General features: G+C 68.7%; 17 protein-coding genes and 3 pseudogenes. 8 read left to right on the forward strand and 12 right to left on the reverse strand.

Annotation, left to right across the window (positions count from 1 at the left end):
- Positions 1–12: 12 nt before the first annotated feature.
- Complete coding sequence (locus tag ABZX90_RS35860; RefSeq protein WP_351131479.1) at positions 13–846, reverse strand: hypothetical protein; 834 nt, start codon at positions 844–846, stop codon at positions 13–15.
- A gap of 152 nt (positions 847–998) precedes the next feature.
- Complete coding sequence (locus tag ABZX90_RS35865) at positions 999–1,223, reverse strand: hypothetical protein (protein WP_351131480.1); 225 nt, start codon at positions 1,221–1,223, stop codon at positions 999–1,001.
- Between the two features lie 169 nt (positions 1,224–1,392).
- On the opposite strand from ABZX90_RS35865, the gene ABZX90_RS35870 reads away from it, so the two are divergent.
- Entirely contained in the window at positions 1,393–1,548 is a 156-nt protein-coding gene (locus ABZX90_RS35870; RefSeq protein ID WP_351131481.1) for a hypothetical protein, read from the forward strand.
- Between the two features lie 61 nt (positions 1,549–1,609).
- On the forward strand, positions 1,610–1,945 hold the full coding sequence (locus tag ABZX90_RS35875; protein WP_351131549.1) for a helicase associated domain-containing protein: 336 nt from the start codon (positions 1,610–1,612) through the stop codon (positions 1,943–1,945).
- On the opposite strand, the gene ABZX90_RS35880 is transcribed toward ABZX90_RS35875, so the two are convergent.
- Both ABZX90_RS35880 and ABZX90_RS35885 read right to left on the reverse strand, forming a co-directional pair.
- A complete protein-coding gene (locus ABZX90_RS35880; protein WP_351131482.1) occupies positions 1,852–2,580 on the reverse strand; it encodes a hypothetical protein in 729 nt (242 codons plus the stop codon). The two genes, ABZX90_RS35875 and ABZX90_RS35880, sit on opposite strands and share 94 nt — an antisense overlap.
- Positions 2,581–2,976: 396 nt before the next feature.
- Positions 2,977–3,444 (reverse strand): hypothetical protein, encoded by a 468-nt coding sequence (locus ABZX90_RS35885; RefSeq protein ID WP_351131559.1) that lies wholly within the window; start codon positions 3,442–3,444, stop codon positions 2,977–2,979.
- Here ABZX90_RS35885 and ABZX90_RS35890 point away from each other — a divergent pair.
- Positions 3,401–4,528, forward strand: coding sequence for a PP2C family protein-serine/threonine phosphatase (locus ABZX90_RS35890; RefSeq protein ID WP_351131551.1), 1,128 nt, complete (start codon positions 3,401–3,403; stop codon positions 4,526–4,528). The two genes, ABZX90_RS35885 and ABZX90_RS35890, sit on opposite strands and share 44 nt — an antisense overlap.
- Before the next feature lie 407 nt (positions 4,529–4,935).
- On the opposite strand, the gene ABZX90_RS35895 is transcribed toward ABZX90_RS35890, so the two are convergent.
- The 3 genes and pseudogenes from ABZX90_RS35895 to ABZX90_RS35905 all read right to left on the reverse strand — a co-directional run bounded on the left by ABZX90_RS35895 (position 4,936) and on the right by ABZX90_RS35905 (position 8,548).
- On the reverse strand, positions 4,936–5,796 hold the full coding sequence (locus ABZX90_RS35895) for a geranyl diphosphate 2-C-methyltransferase (protein WP_351131483.1): 861 nt from the start codon (positions 5,794–5,796) through the stop codon (positions 4,936–4,938).
- A gap of 15 nt (positions 5,797–5,811) precedes the next feature.
- A pseudogene (locus ABZX90_RS35900) lies at positions 5,812–7,043 on the reverse strand (family 2 encapsulin nanocompartment cargo protein terpene cyclase).
- Positions 7,044–7,135: 92 nt separating this feature from the next.
- On the reverse strand, positions 7,136–8,548 hold the full coding sequence (locus ABZX90_RS35905; RefSeq protein ID WP_355212078.1) for a family 2B encapsulin nanocompartment shell protein: 1,413 nt from the start codon (positions 8,546–8,548) through the stop codon (positions 7,136–7,138).
- Between the two features lie 254 nt (positions 8,549–8,802).
- Between ABZX90_RS35905 and ABZX90_RS35910 the strand changes: the two are divergent.
- Positions 8,803–9,104 (forward strand): annotated as a pseudogene (locus ABZX90_RS35910) (IS1380 family transposase); the annotation flags it as partial.
- A gap of 56 nt (positions 9,105–9,160) precedes the next feature.
- Here the strand turns inward: ABZX90_RS35910 and ABZX90_RS35915 are convergent.
- Positions 9,161–9,358, reverse strand: a complete 198-nt coding sequence (locus ABZX90_RS35915; protein ID WP_355212081.1) for a YlcI/YnfO family protein — start codon at positions 9,356–9,358, stop codon at positions 9,161–9,163.
- Between ABZX90_RS35915 and ABZX90_RS35920 the strand changes: the two genes are divergently transcribed.
- Complete coding sequence (locus ABZX90_RS35920; protein WP_355212084.1) at positions 9,342–10,811, forward strand: transposase; 1,470 nt, start codon at positions 9,342–9,344, stop codon at positions 10,809–10,811. The genes ABZX90_RS35915 and ABZX90_RS35920 overlap by 17 nt on opposite strands.
- Before the next feature lie 280 nt (positions 10,812–11,091).
- On the opposite strand, the gene ABZX90_RS35925 is transcribed toward ABZX90_RS35920, so the two are convergent.
- Both ABZX90_RS35925 and ABZX90_RS35930 read right to left on the reverse strand, forming a co-directional pair.
- Positions 11,092–11,919: an SAM-dependent methyltransferase gene (locus ABZX90_RS35925; RefSeq protein ID WP_351131490.1), complete on the reverse strand. Its 828-nt coding sequence runs from the start codon at positions 11,917–11,919 to the stop codon at positions 11,092–11,094.
- Between the two features lie 200 nt (positions 11,920–12,119).
- The gene (locus tag ABZX90_RS35930; RefSeq protein WP_351131491.1) at positions 12,120–12,635 is read right to left on the reverse strand and encodes a helix-turn-helix domain-containing protein; all 516 of its coding nucleotides are present in this window, start codon (positions 12,633–12,635) and stop codon (positions 12,120–12,122) included.
- A 99-nt stretch (positions 12,636–12,734) separates the two neighbouring features.
- Between ABZX90_RS35930 and ABZX90_RS35935 the strand changes: the two genes are divergently transcribed.
- The 3 genes and pseudogenes from ABZX90_RS35935 to ABZX90_RS35945 form a co-directional block, all read left to right on the forward strand.
- Positions 12,735–13,520, forward strand: a complete 786-nt coding sequence (locus tag ABZX90_RS35935) for an SDR family oxidoreductase (protein WP_351131493.1) — start codon at positions 12,735–12,737, stop codon at positions 13,518–13,520.
- Between the two features lie 25 nt (positions 13,521–13,545).
- The gene (locus ABZX90_RS35940) at positions 13,546–13,905 is read left to right on the forward strand and encodes a nuclear transport factor 2 family protein (protein ID WP_351131494.1); all 360 of its coding nucleotides are present in this window, start codon (positions 13,546–13,548) and stop codon (positions 13,903–13,905) included.
- An 11-nt stretch (positions 13,906–13,916) separates the two neighbouring features.
- Positions 13,917–14,135, forward strand: a pseudogene (locus ABZX90_RS35945) (integrase core domain-containing protein); the annotation flags it as partial.
- Positions 14,136–14,169: 34 nt separating this feature from the next.
- Here ABZX90_RS35945 and ABZX90_RS35950 read toward each other — a convergent pair.
- Positions 14,170–17,742, reverse strand: coding sequence for a SpoIIE family protein phosphatase (locus tag ABZX90_RS35950; protein ID WP_355212089.1), 3,573 nt, complete (start codon positions 17,740–17,742; stop codon positions 14,170–14,172).
- A 440-nt stretch (positions 17,743–18,182) separates the two neighbouring features.
- Positions 18,183–18,662 carry a diadenosine tetraphosphate hydrolase gene (locus ABZX90_RS35955; protein ID WP_351131496.1) on the reverse strand — a complete coding sequence of 160 codons (480 nt, stop codon included), beginning with the start codon at positions 18,660–18,662 and terminating at the stop codon, positions 18,183–18,185.
- Between the last annotated feature and the right edge of the window lie 42 nt (positions 18,663–18,704).

The following is an 18,704-nucleotide window of genomic DNA, read 5'->3' on the forward strand; positions in this document are numbered from 1 at the left end:
TTCTGAGGGAGATCAGTGCAGGCGAGCCAGCTCTGCGGCCACCTCGGGCATCGCCAGGTAGCGCGTCGCCTTGTGGGAGGCGGCCAGGCCCAGGCTCACCTCGTGATGGACGTCGATACCCGGGAAGGAGGCGGGCAGGTCACGAGGGATCGCCACGACGTCCCCGATGTCCGCGATGTTCACCCACCGCCGCACGCCCGGCGGTCGCTGCCCGGTCCGCTCCTCGTTACCTGGTCCCAGGCACAACCGGTCACGGATCGCCCCTGGCAGTCCCAGTGGGGAGCCCAGCGTGATGAGCACGTCCAGTTCCACGGGACGGTGCCACAGGGCCTCGTAGGCAATCACGCTGCCCAGCGAATGCGCGATCAGTACCCGCGGGCGCCGACGCTCCATTACTCCGTGCAGCTCGTCCCGGACCCCCGCACGCCGCTGCGAGGCGGGGTCGGCGAGATATGTGTCGGCCTCCCGGCAGAACAACACCACCATCCGCCTGGCCAGATCACCGTGGCGACGGGCAATCCACTCGGCAATCTGGCGCACCGGTAGCCCAGCCCGGCCCATGAGAACCTCGTTGGGAGCACCGAGTTCCGCCGCCCAGTCCGCGAGCATCTGCTGTCCTGTCACCCCAAGGAGCTCCGGGTCCTCGGCAGAACCTTGGGTCGTCCCCAGGTGCAGCAAATGCGCGTAGTAAGCCGCGTCAAGGCCCCCCTGCTCGTAGGAGACGCCGTTGTAGTCGGCGCCCAACGCTGCGCCCCATTCGGCGGCCAGCGCCCGCGCGGCCCCCTCCGCACTGCCAGCCCGTGTCAGGTAGCGGTAGCAGCGGATCCCGTGAATGCCTACGAGCATCGAACCCCCCGTGGTGGTCGAACATCCTCGTGGAGCTCAGAGTAGAACGGCAGCCGCCCAGCCACCGCAGGATCGTGACACGCCGCAGCGGGCAGACGTAGAACAGCCACGAGTCCGTATGCCAGGCCCGAGACGCAGGAAAATGCTGACCGCTATGCGCAGGGCCAGCCGAGGGTGGTGCACAGGTTCCTGGAGGATCTGCCGGTCAGTTGCAGACAATGGGGCGAGAAGCCGACGCCGATATCGCTCAGGCCGGGCTGCTCCAGGCTCTGGCGCATGACGGCGAGTCCGGAGAAGGGGTAGTCGGGCGTGAAGTGCTCGGAGGCGGCGAGCCCGTGCACCACAAGGGGGTTGGTGTCTCTGTGTGTCGCCGCCACAACTTTGAGCCTCGACTTCACCGGCCCAGCTGACCGAATACCATAAACACCAACGGCCCGGAGACTACGGTCGCCGACAGTGGCCGTAGCCGACCATGGCACCGTGGCCACCAACAGGTAGTCGCGGCAACATCGCGGGTTGCCGTGACGAGGATGGCCCTCGACCACGATGAGCTGGAGAGCCTGGCTGCCATTGATCAGTGCGTCCCCATCCGCCAAGCGCACCGACCCGCGGTTCGTCTATCTCGCCGACGACCACGTCACCGGCTATCTGGATGCCGACCTGAAGGGCAAGGTGACCCGGGTGATGCCGGCCCAGGACTGAGCGATCTGTCGGCATCGCCCGCGCCCTCGACCTGCTCAAGTGGCCCGCCAACGGCGCCGTCCTGTCCGCGCCCCGCCGCGCAGGCCTTGCCGCCGCCCTGCGCTACCACGCCGAACACGGCCACCTGCGCGTTGCCGCCGACCACGAAGACGCCTACGGATACCGGCTCCGAGCCTTCATCACCGGCCAGCGCACCGCCCACCGCCAAGGCGGGGACTGTCCAATCAACGGCTCTGTCACGGCAGCTGCAGTTCGTGAGAGAGGGCGCTGCGTCCGGTGGCCCCCAGCCGTCCGCGGCGGGGTTCAGCCAAGCCCGTCGCCGGGCGCCACCGGGTGCGTCTCCAGCTCCGGAGCGGCCAGCAGATCGGCGATCAGTGCCCGGGACCCGCCGACGTAGGTACTTACCAAGTCCACGTCACCGCCCAGGCACCAGGCACGGTCCTGCGGCCACCACAGGTCGGGCAGTTCGGCGAACTCGTCCAGAGATACCGGCGAGACGGCATCGGCCAGCGTCCCGGCGAGCAGCACTTCGTCCCGGCCGGGAGTCTCGAAGGAAGGAACTTGGTCGAAGTCCCACCGTCCGTAGCCGCTCCACAAACCGAACCAGCAGCGCTCGGAAGTCCGGGTGTGCCGGGCCAGGATGGGGATCAGGGCCTGGGCCACAGCGGGCGGAGTCGGACCTTCCGTCGGATGCTCGTCCCAGATACCGGGCAAGCCGTACTCGGCGGTGTTGTGGTAGTCGCGGTCCATCCCGATCAGCTCATGCCAGTCTGTGCCCGGTGTCACCTCGCGCTGGTAGGCGGCAGCCACCGCCGTCCACCGCACCGGCCGCTCACTCAGGGAAGCCGGATGCAGAACCCGGGCATAAGCGGCGAATCCGGGCGCGGCGACGCCCGCTACCGTTCCGAAGTCGCCGTGCCCTGGGACACGCTCGGTGAGCCAGCGGGCCGGGCCGAGATCGACGGTCTGCACGCGCAGGCGTCCGTACCATTCGGGAGCGAGATCCCGGTCCACCGGTCGATAGATGTCCACCCCGCACAGTCTGCCTGGCCGGCCTCTGGTGACACCTACCGCGCGTCGGCACATTCCTGTCATGCGATGGCCACTGCCGTGACGTTGTTCCAGCGGCGGTGGCAGTCAGCTGCGCGATGCTGGTGTCGCCGACGCCAGTGTGACCAGCGCAGGGCATGTGCCGGGACAGTGTCCTGGTGGGGCCGGGGCAGGGTGAACACCCGGAACAGGGCGAGGAGTTCGCGCGGGCTGATGGGCACCATGGCCAGCTCGTCGGCGAGTTCAACCCGGTCGCGTGCCTTCGCGGAGGGTGCCGACGGCGAGGTGAGGCGACCCCCGTGGTGTGGACACCTGACAATGGATCTTCTTGGTCCTGGAAGGTGCGCAGCATGAACCCCTGTGTCCACACTCCGGGGGTCACCTCAAGCCTCTCCTACCCCGGGAGGTCGCCAGGAGCCAGGCCACCGGGAGGGTGAGGATGCCGAGGGCGATGGCGCCGAGCAGGGAGGTGAGCCAGACGAAGACGTAGTTCTCGCCGTTGAGGAGGCGTCCTCGGCGGGCGGAGGCGAGTAGCCAGTGGCCGGGCAGGCCGAGGGTGACGGCCGTCCAGCCGGCGGAGGTGACGTATTCGGCGGCGGCGAGCGGCGAGGGCTCGAAGACCGCGTCGCCGACGAGTCGGACGGCGCGCTGGGGGTCGATGGCGCGTCGGGCCCGGCTGTGGGGGGCCGGCAGCAGAGTGGAGCCGGGAGCTTCAGCAAGGCAGGCTTGGGGCATGAAGTCGCTTTTGCGCTCACCGCCTCCGCCCGGGGCATGCAGGCGTAGCCGGGCCCTCTTCGCGCTGATGCAGTGCGTGCCCTTCTTGATCGCGCTGGCCGTGCTGGTCATCGAGCTCACGCCTGCGCACTTCATCTATACCGGGCCCTTCCTCACTGCGGTCCCGGCTTTGGCGGCAGTGACGATGGGGCCCAAGGGCACCACCGCGGCGGCGGCTCTCGCGCTGGCAATCAGTGTGACCACCGCGACCTACAACGGGGCATGGGGCACCCTTCAGGTCTATACCAATTTTCTGGCTCTGTCCCTGGTCTCCGTGGCTGGCTTCATTACCAGCAGCGCTGTGCAGACGCGCAGGCAGAGAGAGCTTGACCAGGTCCGCCGGATCGCCGTGGCGGCCCAGGAGGTCGTGCTGCGGCCCGTACCCGCGCGACTGGGCCCAGTGCTCGCGGGCAGCCTGTCCCTTGCGGCGGGGACGGGGGCGCAGGTGGGCGGTGATCTGTACGAGGCCGTGCAGACGCGGTACGGCGTCCGGATGATCGTGGGGGACGTCCGCGGCAAGGGGCTGGTCGCAGTGCGAGCCGTCGCGGTGGCGTTGGGTGCGTTCCGGGAAGCCGCGCACTATGAGGATGAGCTGGTGGAGGTCATGAACCACTGCGCGGCCGCGCTGCGACGGGAAGTCGCCGTGCCGGGTGCGTATGACCAGGAAGTTCTGCTGGAAGGGTTCGTCACGGCGCTCATCGCACAGGTCCCGGACGAACCCGTGGTGCAGCTGGTCAACCGTGGGCATCCACCGCCGCTGCTGCTGCACCAGGGCAGGGCTACGACACTGATGCCGTCCTCGCCGTTGCCGCCTCTCGGTCTTGAAGACCTCGCCACCAACCTCTCCGCCAAGCCTGAGAGCTATCCGTTTGTTCCCGGTGACCGTCTGCTGCTGTACACCGACGGCGTGATCGAGGCCCGCAACCGTGACGGCGGATTCTTCGCTCTGCCGGAGGCCATGGAGGGGATAGGCGCCGACACCACCCCACCAGAATTCCTGGAGCAACTGCACCAGGCGTTGATCCGTCATAACGAGGGCGACTTGACGGACGATGTGGCGATGATTCTCACTGACCGGCTCAACGGCGAACTCGGAGGCCAAGGTGTTGCCGGCTCCATGCCGGAGCCATCTTCCGGCGCGGCGGAGATGGGGTAGCGGTCGTGGGCTGCCAACCGCAGTTCAGGGGTTCTCGGATCATGTACGGAGCCAGATCAGGAGTGAACCGGCATCCCACCGCGCCGAACTCGTCGTGGACGCCCGCGACATGGCTCACTGCCGGGCCGGTCTGGAGCCCGTCTGCGTCATACACAGTGATCGCGACAGCGAGTACACCTGGGCCCGATTCCGTCACCGAACAAGGGAGCTGGGCCTGCGGCAGAGCCACGGGCGCACCGGATCACGCTTCGGCAATGCCGCTGCGGAGAATCTCCGGGCCCTGCTCAAGGAGGAGATCGGCACTCGCATCCGAACGTGAGAGAGAGCCGTTGACCGTACAGACCCTGGGCTGCTGTCCGACAGGTCCGGGCACGTCGTGTGACGGCGCGGACCTGTCATGTGGTCGGTCAGACGCGGTCGGCCGCGATCAGGAGGTACTGGAAGGAGCCGTCCTTGTAGGAGTTGATGAACGCCGTCTCGATGCCGGTGACGAGTGACGATGTGGCACGCAGTTCCCAGTAGGGCAGGGTCTCGGGCGTCAGGTCGATGACGGCCTGCGGCACAAGTCGGTTGTTGGCCATGGCGCGGAGGTATTCGCGGCGGGAGTGGATGTTGCACTCGAAGTGCGCGTTGATCTGGGAGACCCACTTCGACGGTTGTCCGTATCGCGGGTTCCAGCAGCCGGTGATGGTCACGTAGCGACCGCCTGCCGACAGGACGCGGGAGTGTTCGGCGAAGAGGTCTTCCAGGTCGACGTACATGCTCGACTCGTTGTTCCACGAGGCGGCGACCTGTCCCCTTTCGAGGGGAGTGTCCAGCATGTTGCACACGCGAGCACGGACGTGGTCCTCGACGCCGAGTTCCAGGGCTCGGCGGTTGGCGAACTCCGCCTGCTTGGCCGACAGGGTGACGCCCTCGACGTCGCACCCGAACCGTTGGTGGGCCATGACCATCGAACCGCCGCGGCCGCAGCCGGCGTCCAGGAGGGTATCGTCGCGCCCGATGGGGCCGAGGTGGTCCAGGAGAACTTCGGCCTGCGCCGACTCCAGGCGGTGGAGCTCGGAGATCAGCCTGCTCTCGTACCCGACGTCCCCGGTGTCCCCGAGGGCGGCGCGGTCGATGTCACCGATGCCGTAGTGGTGGTGGTAGAGCCCGTCCACGTCGCCGAGACGCAGGTTGACGGGCCTGGCCTCGCCGTCCCAGTAGCGGGCGATGTCCCCTTGGTAGGGCGAGGCGGGGCTGGGGATGAACGTGGTGGTGCTGGTCATGGTGAGATCCGTTCCTTACCAAAAGTCGGGCAGGCAGTATCGGTAGGTGTTGGTCTGGTGCCAGTAGTGGTTGCCGTCGACCCAGGCGCCCACGCCTCGCAGGAAGCTCACCAGGCTTGGGACAGGGCAGGCGGCCGCCAGGGTGGCGGCTTCGGATTCGAATGCGTGCATGAGGTCGTTGTGGATCTCGACTGCTTTCAGATAGGCGTCCCGGTCCGAGACGCCCTCACGTTCGGCGATGACCACGGGCAGGTTCAGATGTCTGCCGGGGCTGTCGAGCTCCTTGGTGTAGGAGTAGAGGTCGTTCACAATGGTGGTGGCGTTCGAGGCGAGCGCGATGACCCGCTGCGTGTCCGGCTGGGCATGCAGGTCCGCGGGCAGTTCGTATCCGCCGATGGTGTCGGTGATCGTCGGGCAGGGACGGAAGTTGTTGAACTGGCGCATCGCCAGGTACTCCCAGACCTCGGGCACGTGATCCGCCTCGGCCCATGCGGCCTCCGCGAGGTAACCCAGGTGGAGACGTGCCATGTCGTGCCGGTACCGGTCGGCCTGCGAGGGAGTGGCCTGCTGGACGAAGTACGCCATGGCGGAGCGGTAGGCGCGCCGAGGTGCGTCCGACTGGAGCGACTGCGCCCACGGCCGCTCGTACTCCTGCGTCGTGAGCAGGGGGTCGAGAGCGGTGTGTGCCAGCAGAAGGCGGCTGCCGAGCCCGACCGGAGAGCCGCCGTGGTCCTCGCAGTAGCAGTCGTCGAGCGCGTTCTCCGCGACCATCAGCCGTGTGGCGGTCATCAGGTGGTCGACCGTGGGAGCGTCGGGATGGCAGGCCACCATGTAGCGTCCGACGGAGAGGCCGTCGAACTGGTCCTCCCATTCCGGAGGGTAGGCCTGGACCTCGTCGACCGCCCATCTCTTGATCCTGCGGCTGACCTCCTCCACCCGTACCGGGTCCGGCTGCGTCACCGGGTGGTGGTAGAGGCCAGGGACCGGCGTGCCCTCCGCCGACGTCTCGGGCCCCCGAGGTGTCGGCGGTTCCTCTCGCCGCGTCAGATACAGACCGGTCGTGCCCAGCCCACTCGGACCCCGCAGAATCCGTTCCATGGCGGAGGCCGCTGGACCCGCCGTGGCATGGCCCTCCGCCCTGCCCCGTGGGACGGAGTCGCTGGTGGTGTCGCCGTCGGGCTCGGAGTGGGTGAGGCAAGTACGGGCCCCGACGAGGGCCATGGCGTCAGCCAGGCGCGGCTGCGCAGGGGAAGGCCCGGGCTCGGGCATCCTTAGCTCCTTGGTGACATGGGCGAGGGCTTCGCCGGACCGGGGACCGAGACTGTTGAACGCGAGCCTTCTAACGGCGACTACGGGCGATCTGCACGTTCTCCAGCACGCCCAGCGCGTCGGGCAGAAGGATGGCGGCGGAGTAGTACGTGGTGACCAGGTACGAGAGGATCGCCTGCTCGTTGATGCCCATGAAGCGCACCGACAGTCCCGGCTCGTACTCCTCCACCAGGCCGGTCTGACGCAGGCCGATGACACCCTGGTTGTCCTCCCCGGTCCGCAGGGCGAGGATCGAGCTGGTGTTTTCCTTGCTGATGGGGATCTTGTCGCAGGGCAGGATCGGGACCCCGCGCCAACCGGGGACCTGCTCGCCGCCGAGGTCGACAGGCTCCGGGTAGAGCCCGTAGGCGTTGAACTCGCGGCCGATCGCCGCGATCGTCCTGGGGTGGGCGAGGAAGAACTTGGTGCCGCGGCGCCGGCAGAGCAGATTGTCGAGGTCGTCCGGCGTGGGCGGGCCGCAGTGGCTCTGGATCCGCTGTTTGAAGGCGGCGTTGTGAAGCAGACCGAACTCGCGGTTGTTGATGAGCTCGTGTTCCTGGCGTTCCCGCAACGCTTCGACGGTGAGCCTGAGTTGTTCCTGCGTCTGGTTCATCGGGCCGTTGTAGAGATCGGCGACCCTTGAGTGAACACGCAAAACCGTCTGCGCGACGGAGAGTTCGTACTCCCGCGGGTGGAGTTCGTAGTCGACGTAGGTGCTCGGCAGCTCGGTTTCGCCGACGTGACCGGCCGACATGGCGATCTCGGCCTCGCCGTGGTGGTTCTGCCGCCGGAGGGCAAGCGCGCCGAAATGCCGCAGGTGGGTCCGCAGGCCTGGGGCCGACGACAACACGGCGGCGAAGTCGGAACGGGACAGGGTCAGCACAGTGCCCGCCGTCCGAGCGGTGGCGGTGCAGTCCCACCTCGCGTCGGTGTCCACAAGGGCGTTCTCGCCGAAGTGCCCGCCGTCGGCAAGCATGGCGACCGTCACCTCGTCCCCGTACTTGCCGACGGACGTCTGGCTGATCCGGCCGTGGGCGATCAGGTGGACCTGCTCGGCGGGGGTGCCGTCACGGACCAGTACCTCGCCGGCCTGGAAGTCGCGTTGGACGAACCGGTCGGCGATCGCCGTCAGCACCCCGACGTCTTCGAAGCCGCGCAGCAGGGCTAGCTCACCGAGCTGACGGGCAATCACACGGACGTTGGCGCCGTCCTGGACGAACTCGATACGTCCGTCGCCGACGCTGTGGCTCAGCCGACGGTTCACCCGGTAGACGCCGCCCTTGGCCTCCACCCAGGGGAGCATCCGCAACAGCCACCGCGAGGTGATCTCCTGCATCTGCGGGGCGGACTTGGTCGTGCCGGCGAGGTTACGCGCGGCCGCAGTGCCCAGGCTGGACTGCCGACGCGGCTCCAGCCCTGCTTCCGGGCCGGTCTCAACGGTCATCGAGCGAGGTCTCCTTCGCGACGGCGTCGATCGGCTTACGAGCGCCGACCAATGAGTGCGGAAACAAGGGGGTGAAAGGCAGGGAATCCGTCCAGATCCACAGGAACCGTAACGGCCGGTGCGCCCGAGTCGCCCGCCGTACCCATCGAGTTACTTCGATGCAGCGATCTTGCTCAGTGTCGGGTTTATCGGACAGCAGGTGATATCCGGACAGTGGGATCGAGCCCCGGACGCTGCCCAAACAGGTCCGGCACCCCGCCCTGGACCAGGACAGCGCCCACTGCGAGTCCGCTGAGGTCGCCGAACCAACCGGCATGACCGGTCTTGCCGGTCATCCGGACGGTACCCGCATCATCGTCCGCCGAGAACGTCCTCACCCCGGGGCCCAGCTCTCGCTGTTCGACCAGGCCGAGGAAATGCGACACCAAGTCCTCCTCGTCGACGCCCCGTTCGCCTCCGACTCAGCCAGTTCCTTGAGGTCCGCCATCGTGGACACGCCATCGTCGAGGACCGCATTCGGTGCGCGGAGACCACCGGGGTTCCGGGCAGGGTGCCAGGTTCTTTAGGGCCGGGGTGAATGCCCGCTCCCGCGTAGCGGGGCAGAGGCAGCCGTTACGTCCTCTGGGTGGAACGGTGTTCACCATCCGCGACAGCGCGGCGGACAAGCGATACAAGCCATGAGTTCAGGGAGCGGTCGTCAGCCTCGGCGGCGGTCTTGGCCTGCTCATGCAGATCGTCGGGGAGTCTCAGGTTCACATGCTTCATGGGACCATGATGAAGCCAGAATGGTCCCATGTCGCGTTTCCGCATGTACCCGACGCCGCGGCAGGAGCAGCAGATGCTCCAGCACTGCGCGCACGCCCGGTACGTGTGGAACCTGGCCGTCGAGCAGTTCTCGCACTGGCGCCCGGGCCGCAGGGCCGCGCCGGGCTTCGCCGGGCAGTGTCGCCAGCTCACCGAGGCCCGGCGCGAGAGCGAGTGGCTCGGCGGCGGGAACGCGGACGTGCAGCAGGCGCTGAAGGACTTCGCCAAGGCCAAGAACGCCCGCTTCACGTCCGGGTTCGGTGAGCCGACCTGGCGCAAGAAGTACCGGCATGAGGGATTCCGCGTCATCGGCACCGACCGGGTGCCGGAGTTGACCGATGGCGGCAGCGCCAAGCTCAACGCGAAGACCGGCAGGCAGGTCATGGGCCGGTCCGTGGTGGTGCACAAGCTGAACCGCCGGTGGGCTCAGGTCAAGGTGCCCGGCTGCGGCTGGGTCCGCTTCCGGCTCACCCGGCCCGAACTGCCCAAGGCGAAGACTTTCCGCGTCACCTACCGCAACGGCCAGTGGCACGTGGCGTTCGCGGTCATCCCCGCACCGGTCGCCGCCCCCGGCACCGGAGAGGTCATCGGTATCGACCGGGGGGTGAAAATCACGGCCGCCCTCTCCGACGGGCGGAAGCTGAACTGCCCGCAGCTCACCGTGAAGGAACGCGCGCAGGTCCGTAAGCACCAGCGACGTGCCGCACGCGTCCCGAAGGCAAGCGAGCAGAAGACCGCCGAGTACGCCAAGGTGGCCAAACTCAAAGCACGTGAAGCCGACCGGCGCAAGGACTGGTGCGAGAAGACCTCGACGATGCTCGCCCGCACCTACGGCCTGGTGCGGTTCGAGAAGCTGAACATCAAGAACATGACCCGCTCGGCCAGGGGAACCACCGAGCAGCCCGGCAAGCAGGTCAGGCAGAAGGCCGGACTGAACCGGGCGATCCTCGCGCAGGGCTGGGGCCTGCTGCGGCAGCGCACCGAGCACAAGGCCCCAGGCAGGGTCGAAGACGTCCCCGCCCCCTACACCTCCCTGCGTTGCTCCGCCTGCGGATGGATCGACAAGAACTCGCGCAAGAGCCAAGCCGAGTTCGTCTGCTCCTTCTGCGGCTTCACCTGCAACGCGGACAGCAACGCAGCAACCAACGTCGCGGCAGGACAGGGCGGGATTCCCCGCCCCCGGCGACCAGCCGGTGCCGGAGGGATGCCAGCGGCCACCAGCCGTTCGAGTATCCGTGAACCCCAACCCACCTCGGTTGGAATCCCCCTCTTTCAAGAGGGGGAGGATGTCAATGAGCTCTCTCATCGGTCAGGGCCGAAACAGCAGGACGTGGACCTTGTGCCCGAACAGTTCGGCCGGTTCTCGACCTCGGTGCGTCGTGTCGGTGCCGACAGCCGCCCAACAGCCCAAGGGAAACGGGGAGGTTGGACGCTCCCTTTCGCAGCCCCCAGTGAGTGACGCCGATCGGTCCTGTCCGGTGGCCCTCGCTGTCAGCCTTGGGTAAGACGGCACGAGCGGCGGGCGCGGCCGGACTCGCCCGCCGCGCTTCGCTTGTCGAGAGAATCGCCGGCGGACTGCGCATTCCCGGTGCCCTACTGGGGCTTGCTGCGCAACCCTGGAAAGACACCGCCGTTCTCAGCACCGAGCCCGACCATGGAGAAGATCCGATGAAGCGCCGCAACCTGCTGCGCGGCGCGCTGGCCGCCTTTGGGAGTCCGGGGTGCAGTGGGTCTGCAAATCAGGCCTTGCGGGCCAGCCCTGCGGCGATGAGGTGTTCCCAGACGGTGAGGTCCTTTTCGGTGTTGTCGTTCCACGGCTTGCCGACCGTTTCAGGGCGCCACAGGGAGGCGGGGACGACTCCCGGGTCGAGGATCTCCAGACCGTCGAGCAGGTGCGCGATCTGCTCGTCGGTGCGCCAGCGGCCACGTCCGAACGTCTGCTGGAGGACTTTCTCCGCCTCGGCCGTCTCCGGGTTGTTGCCGGAACGGAAGTGGCTGACGAAGAAGTAGCTTCCGGAGGGTACGCGGTCGCGCCAGAAACGGACGATCCCGGCAGGGTCTTCCTCGTCGTTGACGTGGTGAAGGATGGCACTGAACACGACGGCCACCGGCCGTTCGAAATCGATCATTTCCCGGGTTTCGGGGTGGTTGTAGACGGCCTCGGGGTCGCGAACATCGGCCTCGACGACCCGGGTCCGGTCGTTCTCCTCCAGCAGTGCTCGTCCGTGGACGAGCACTTGGGGGTCGATGTCGACGTAGACCACGGTGGACTCCGGAGCGTGCCGTTGCGCGACCTGGTGAACGTTGTCGGCGGTCGGCAGGCCACTGCCCAGGTCGATGTACTGGGACACGTCCGTGGTCGTCGCAATCTCCGCGACCGCCCGGGTCAGCGCCGCGCGGTTGGCGAAGGCGATCGCCACCGAGCCGGGAAGGTCGTGTTTGAACACATCGCCGATCTCGCGGTCCACGGCGTAGTTGTCCTTGCCGCCCAACAGGTAGTCGTAAACACGCGCGATGCTGGGCCTGGTGGCATCGATCGAGGTGCCTTCGCTCGTCATGGCGACCATCCTCCCTTGTGAGGGAACCCGCTGCCCAGCACTCTTAACCATCGAACGGGCAATGCGGGCCCGCGTATTTGACACCGCGCCCTCGGCGCTGCGCGCTGTTCGTCGACCAGTCACCGAGGATGGCGAGCAGCGGGATGCGGATCGCTGCGGTGGCCGCGAGCAGGGCCAGTGAGAGTTGTTCGGTGCTGTCCGGGGCAGCTTTACGCCTCCGCGGGCGTGGCCGGCCGTGTCGCGTAACGGTGGCGCATGGCGTCGCTGGCTGCGGGACCTGCGGTGAAGACGTAGGTGTCGCTGTCGTCGAGTCGGCGGCCGGTCTTGGCGTCGACGACGACGGGCTCGACTTCCTCGCCGCTGTGCGCGTCAATGAGGATCATGCTGCGTTCGGCTGGTGCGAGGCGGGAGTTGCCCCACGCGGCCAGGGCGACGATCACCGGCCGCAGGGAGTGCCCGAGTTCGGTGAGAGCGTACTCGTGGCGTACAGGGTTGGTCTGGTAGGGCCGGCGCTCCAGTAGTCCGTCTGCGACGAGGGTTTTCAGCCGGGTGGTGAGCATGCTGGAGGAGATGGCCAGGCTCTCCTGGAACTGGTCGAAGCGGGTGTAGCCGTCGAAGGCGTCGTGGAGGATCAGCAGCGTCCACCACTCGCCGACGTGATCCACCGTCGTGGACAGCGGGCACTCCCGGTCCTCCAGCCTGATCCGGCTTGCCACGGCGACCATCCCTTCAGTTACTGCTAAAGTCGAAGTTAGTAACTTTCATTTTAGCAGTAACGGTGAGAGTGGTGCCTACTGCGCCCGCGCCCAGGAACGGAGCACACCGTGACCACATCCATCAGCGAATCCCTCGAAGGCCAGCGTGCTCTGGTCACCGGAGGCACCAAGGGCACCGGAGCCGCCATCGCCCGACGCCTCGCCCAGGCCGGCGCAACCGTACTGGTCACCGCCCGCAGCCGCCCCGACGACGTCGAGGAGAAGACGTTCATCACCGCCGACCTGTCCACCGCCCAGGGCGCAGCCCACGTAGCTGCCGAGGCGGACGCCCGCGTGGGAGGCGTCGACATCCTGGTCAACACCCTCGGCGGCTCCGAGGCACCGGCCGGAGGATTTGCGGCGCTCGGCGAGGACGACTGGGCCAGGGAGCTGAACACGAACCTGCTGGCCGCCGTCCGCCTGGACCGCGCACTCCTGCCGGACATGATCGCCACGGGCAAGGGCGTGATCGTGCACGTCACCTCGATCCAGCGCCGCATGCCGCTGTGGAACGGCACCCTGGCCTACGCCGCCGCCAAGGCCGCCCTGACCACCTACAGCAAGGGCCTGGCCAACGAGGTCGCCCCGCACGGCGTCCGCGTCAACACCGTCTCGCCCGGCTTCGTGCAGACCTCGGCCGCCGACAACCTCATCGCCCGGATCGCCCACGACGCAGACATCACCCAGGAAGCGGCGCTGGGCCAGCTCATGGACTCCCTGGGCGGCATCCCGCTCGGCCGTCCCAACCGGCCAGAGGAGGTCGCCGAGCTCGTCGCCTTCCTCGTCTCCGACCGCGCCTCGGCCATCGTCGGCGCCGAACACGTCATCGACGGCGGCACCACCCCCACCGTCTGAACCCGTCACCACCCCAAGGAGCGTCATGCACGACAACCAGCCCCGAACCAGTACCCCGGACACCCTGCCCGAGGTGATCACCCGCTACCTCAAAGCGCACCGCGCCCACGACACGGCCACCGCAGTCACGGCATTCACCCGCGAAGCCACAGTGATCGACGACGGCAACACCTACGAGGGCACCGAGGCGATCGAGGGTTGGCTCGGCCGATCCGCCACCGAATTCACCTACACCATCCACCTCACGAACGCTCAGCAGACCGACGCGACCCACTACATCGCCACCCACCACCTCGAAGGCAACTTCCCCGGCGGCGCCATCGATCTGCGCTACCAGTTCGCACTCCGCGACGACCTCATCGAACGCCTCGTCATCGAGCCCTGAGTCCGCTCACCGGCACAAGTGCGGACAACGCCGCCGCGGAGAGCCTGAACGCGACCATGAAGCGCGAGACGCTCCAGGGCCGCAAGCGGTGGAACGGGGCCAGTGAGGCCCGCCTCGCAGTCTTCCGCTGGGCGACCCGCTACAACACCCGCCGACGGCACTCCCGCCTCGGCCGGATCAGCCCGATCACCTACGAACAGCGATCAACTGCGCTGACCACCGCCGCATGACAACCGGTGTCCACGATCACGGGGAAGCCCCCACCTACCGCGGGGTCTGCGGCTTGCGGTGCCCACTTCCGTCAGTCTGCGGGTCGCCGGTTCGACACGATGGTTCGGCGGTGGCGGCGAGCAGGGCGGCGTCGTCGTCGACCCGGTCGGGGGTGTTCAGTAGTTCCAGGGCCCGTTCGGTGATCTGCTGGGGGTCGGTGCGGGCGGCGGCGGGCAGCGCGCCGCAGGTCTGGCGCAGAGCCGCCAGGCCGTCGTCCAGGAACAGCGCCCGGTTTTCCACCAGGCCGTCGGTGTATAGCAGCAGGCTGGTGCCGGGCGGGAACGCCACCTCGCGGTCGATTGGGGTGCTGCCCAGTCCCAGCGGCAGTGCCGGGGGCAGCTCCAGGTAGGCGGTGTCGGCGGCTACCAGCAGGGGCGGCAGGTGCCCGCTGGCGGCGTAGCGCAGGCGGTGGCGGTGTGGGTTGTAGACCGCGTAGAGGCAGGTGGCGAAGCGTTCGGTGGCGAGCGACTGCACGTAGGCGTCCAGCCTGGTCAGCACCTGGGCCGGGCCGGCGCCCTCCATCGCGAGGCTGTGCAGGGCGGAGCGGAGTTGGCCCATCACGGTGGCGGCCTCCATGTCGTGGCCCATGACGTCGCCGATGGCCAGTCCCACGGCGCCGTCGGGCAGTTCGAGCACGTCGTACCAGTCGCCGCCGACCTCGGCGCCGCGGTTGCTGGCCCGGTAGTGGGTGGCCAGGCGCACTCCGGGCACCTCCGGCAGGCGGTGGGGCAGCAGGGCGCGCTGCAGGGTCAGGGCGAGGCGGCGCTCGTTGTGGTAGCGGGTGGCGTTGTCGTAGGCCAGGGCCAGGCGGTGGGCGAGGTTCTCCAGATACTTGTGTTCGACCGCGGAGTAGTCGGTGTGCCGGACCAGTACCAGGGCCCCCAGTGTCTGGTCGTGGGCGTGCAGAGGCAGGGCCAGCACGGCGGCGGGCGCCGGGTGCGGGCCGGCTGGGGCTGGGGCGGTGCCGTTGATCGCGTGGGTGGCGGCGGTGGCCAGGGCCTCGGGGGCAAGAAGGGGGGTGCCTGCGATGTATGCCGGGGGCGACTGCGCGGGGGCGGGTGCGGCGGCGGTGAGGTGGACGCTGATCTGGTCGGCGAAGTCGAGCAGCAGGATCTGGCCGGCAGTCTGCAGTATCTGGTCCGGGTCGAGGGTGGCGGACAGCCGCAGGCCCGCGTCGGCCAGGGAGGCCAGCACGGCCAGCTGGTTGCGCGTCTCGGTCAGGACCTGTTCGCGCAGCCGGGACAGTTCCAACCCGGTGCGGACGCGCGCCAGCAGCTGGCGCGCGGAGAAGGGTTTGGCCAGGTAGTCGTCGGCACCGGCGTCCCGGCCCTGCACGGATTCCTCCTCGCCGGCGCGGGCGGTGAGCAAGACGATGGGCAGGCGGGCAGTGCGCGGGTCGGCGCGCAGCGCCCGGACCAGCTCGAAGCCGTCCATGCGGGGCATCATCACGTCGCTGAGCACCAGTTCCACCGGCTGGGCCAGGGCCGTCTCCAGGGCGGCCCGGCCGTCGGCGGCGAGCAGTACGTCGTAGTCGGGCTGCAGGAGCTGGGTGAGGTAGGCGCGCATGTCGGCGTTGTCGTCGACGACCAGCAGGCGGGCCCGGTGGGGGCGCTCGGTTTCGTGGGGGCCGGGGGTGTGGGTCGCGGGGGCGTGCGGGGTGCGTGCCGCGGAGGTGGCCGCGGCGGGGACGGGGTCGGCCGCCAGCCAGCCCAGCGCCTCGTCCACATAGGCCGCGGCGCGGCCGGGCCGGCCGCCTCCGCCTTCCCTGGGGATCTCCCCGGGGGATCCGGCGCCGGCCGCGGGCGGGGCCGGGCGGGGCCGGTGGGCGGCGGCGAAGGGGACGTCCACGGTAACGGTGCTGCCCTGGCCGAGTCGGCTGTCCACGCCGACCGTGCCGCCGTGCGCTTCCACCAGGTCCTTCACCAGCACCAGGCCGAGGCCGCTGCCCTCGTGGGAGCGGGAGCGGGCGCCGCGGACCCGGTGGAAGCGCTCGAACAGGCGCGGCAGCTCGTCCGCGGGGATGCCGGTGCCGGTGTCGGTCACGGTCAGCCGGGCCCGGTCGCCGGCCGCGGCCACCTGCACCCGGGCGCCGCCGGTGAAGGTGAACTTCAGGGCGTTGCTGAGCAGGTTGAGGATGATCTTCTCCCACATCTCCCGGTCCAGGGACACCGGCTTGGGCAGCGGCGGACAGTCCACCTCCAGCGTCAGTCCGGCCGCCTCGAAGGCGGAGCGGAACACCCCGGCCAGCTCGGCCGTGGCACCGGCGAGGTCGACCGGCTCGAGGGCCGGGCGCATCTGCCCGGCCTCGGCTCTGGCGACGTCCAGGAGGGTGTTGACCTGCTTCAGCAGGCGCAGGGCGCCGCGCTCGGCCAGCTCCAGCTGCTCGCGCCGCTCGGGCCGGTCCTCGTCGGCCAGGGCCTGCTGGAGCGGGCCCAGGAGCAGGGTGAGCGGGGTGCGGAACTCGTGGCTGACGTTGGCGAAGAAGGTGGTCTTGGCCCGGTCCAGCTCGGCCAGCGCCTCCGCCCGCCGGCGCTGCTCTTCGTGCGCGAGCGCGGCCGACTCGTGTGCGAGCGCGGCCGCCAGGGCCCCGGCCACGGCTGAGGCGAGCACCTCCAGGAAGTCGTGGTAGGCCCCGGCCGGCGGGAAGCAGGGGTTGACGCCCACCACCAGGACGCCCTCCACCTGGCCCGCGCAGTGCAGTGGCAGGGCCAGCGCCTGCTCGACCGGGAGCCGGGGGGCCGCGGCGTGCTGCCCGGCCGTGCTGCCGCCGGTGAACGCGGCGGCCGCCAGTGTGGCCGGGGCACCGTCGGCGACCACCTGCGCCAGCCGGGCCGCCACCTCCGACCCGTCGGCCGCACTCAGCGAGACGGTCTCGGCCGCCGACGGAAGCCCGGCGGAGGCCGCCGGCCGCTGCATCCCCGGCTCGGAGGCCAGGTACAGGCCCAGGAACGGGATCTCCTCGGGGTGGGAGCCCGCCACCTCGGCGACCACACGCGCGACCTCGCCCGGGGTGGGCAGCCCGGCGGTGCGCGCGCCGGTCTCGCTCAGCAGGCGCAGCCGGCGCTCGCCCAGTACCCGGCCGGTGGTCTCGGTAATGATCTGCAGCACGCCGCCGGCGGTGCCGTCGTCCAGCAGCACGGGCTGGAAGGCGGAGTCGAAGTAGCACTGCTCCAAAAAGCCGTGGCGCTCCATGATGAGCGGCTCATCCGGGATCAGCAGGGTCTTGCGGGTGTCGGTCACATAGTGGAAGTGGGAGCTCACGGGGTGGGCCCAGACCTCGGGGAACACTTCCTTGTAGGGCCTGCCGAGCGCCCAGGGGTGTTTGGCGCCGACAATGGGTGTGGAGGCCAGGTTGTACAGCGTGGTGAATTCAGCGCCCCAGTACAGAGCCATCCCATGCTCAGAGGTGAGCATGAGGCGCAGGGAGTCCACTAGGGGCCCCGGCCAGGAGACGGTGGGCCCGAGCGGCGTCGCCGCCCAGTCGATCCCGGCTAGAAGCTCGCCGAACGCGCCGCCCTCGGCGAACACCCGGGCCGCCGCGGTGCGCGGGTCATCGGGCCGGGTCATCGAGAAATCTTCCGGATTGTAAGATTAAGGCAAATAAGAGGCTATTTGCCCAGTAGTGTACGCCTGCAGCCGCACGCCGACGGCAGTGATCGTCGACTCGCAGTCCCTGCGGGCGGCCGACACCGTCGGCACCGACAGACAAGGGCGGGACGTGCGGGAGGAAGGTGACGGGCCGCAAAGGGCACGTGGCCGTGGGCTGCCTGGTCTTGCTGCTGGTGGTGCTGGTCACCGCCGCGAGCATGCAGGACCGCGATGCCGGGATACCGCCGCTTGCGATCAGCCGATCACGATCGTGGCCCTGCTGGCCACCCCGGAAGCCGCACGCCCCTCGATCACAAGCCGTATCCCCGACATCACGCCACTGCGAAGGACTCCATGACCGCCCACTGACCGTCACTGACTACCGGGACCGCCGACCTTCGGTCGGCGGTCCCACACCATTAGCGCGCGGACTGCAACTGGTCCAGCTCCTCGCCGATCGCCTCCCGCATCACATCGTGCTGCGGACTGAGCGCGAACTGCTCGTCGCTCCACCTCTCGCGCGAATATAGCCACACCGGCATACCCACAAGTTCCGCCGGCTCCCACTCGAACCGCGGCCACACATGCGCATGCAGAAATCCATCGGTATTGCCAAGAATCTCCAGGTTCACCCGACGGAAAGCCGGATCCAACCGCCTGCACGCGCGCTCGACCGCTTCCCCCAGCTGATCCATGTCGGACAAGAAGGCCAATCGCCTAGCTCTCGGCAGGTCCGACAGCCGCTGGACAGTTGCGTCATCCACCAAGAGCACTGAATAGCCGGGCAGGAACTGGACGTCTCCGATCACCGCGAAACCCGCTTCGAGACGCCTGAGCACGGCGGGATTCTCTCCTCGCAGTGCGCTTCCGATCCGGTCCATCCGCCAGTCATCAGTCATGACAGGGACCCTACAGACCCATGATCAACATGCCCCCGAGCC

It is taken from the genome of Streptomyces sp. NPDC002935, from assembly GCF_040611295.1.
GTDB lineage: Bacteria > Actinomycetota > Actinomycetes > Streptomycetales > Streptomycetaceae > Streptomyces.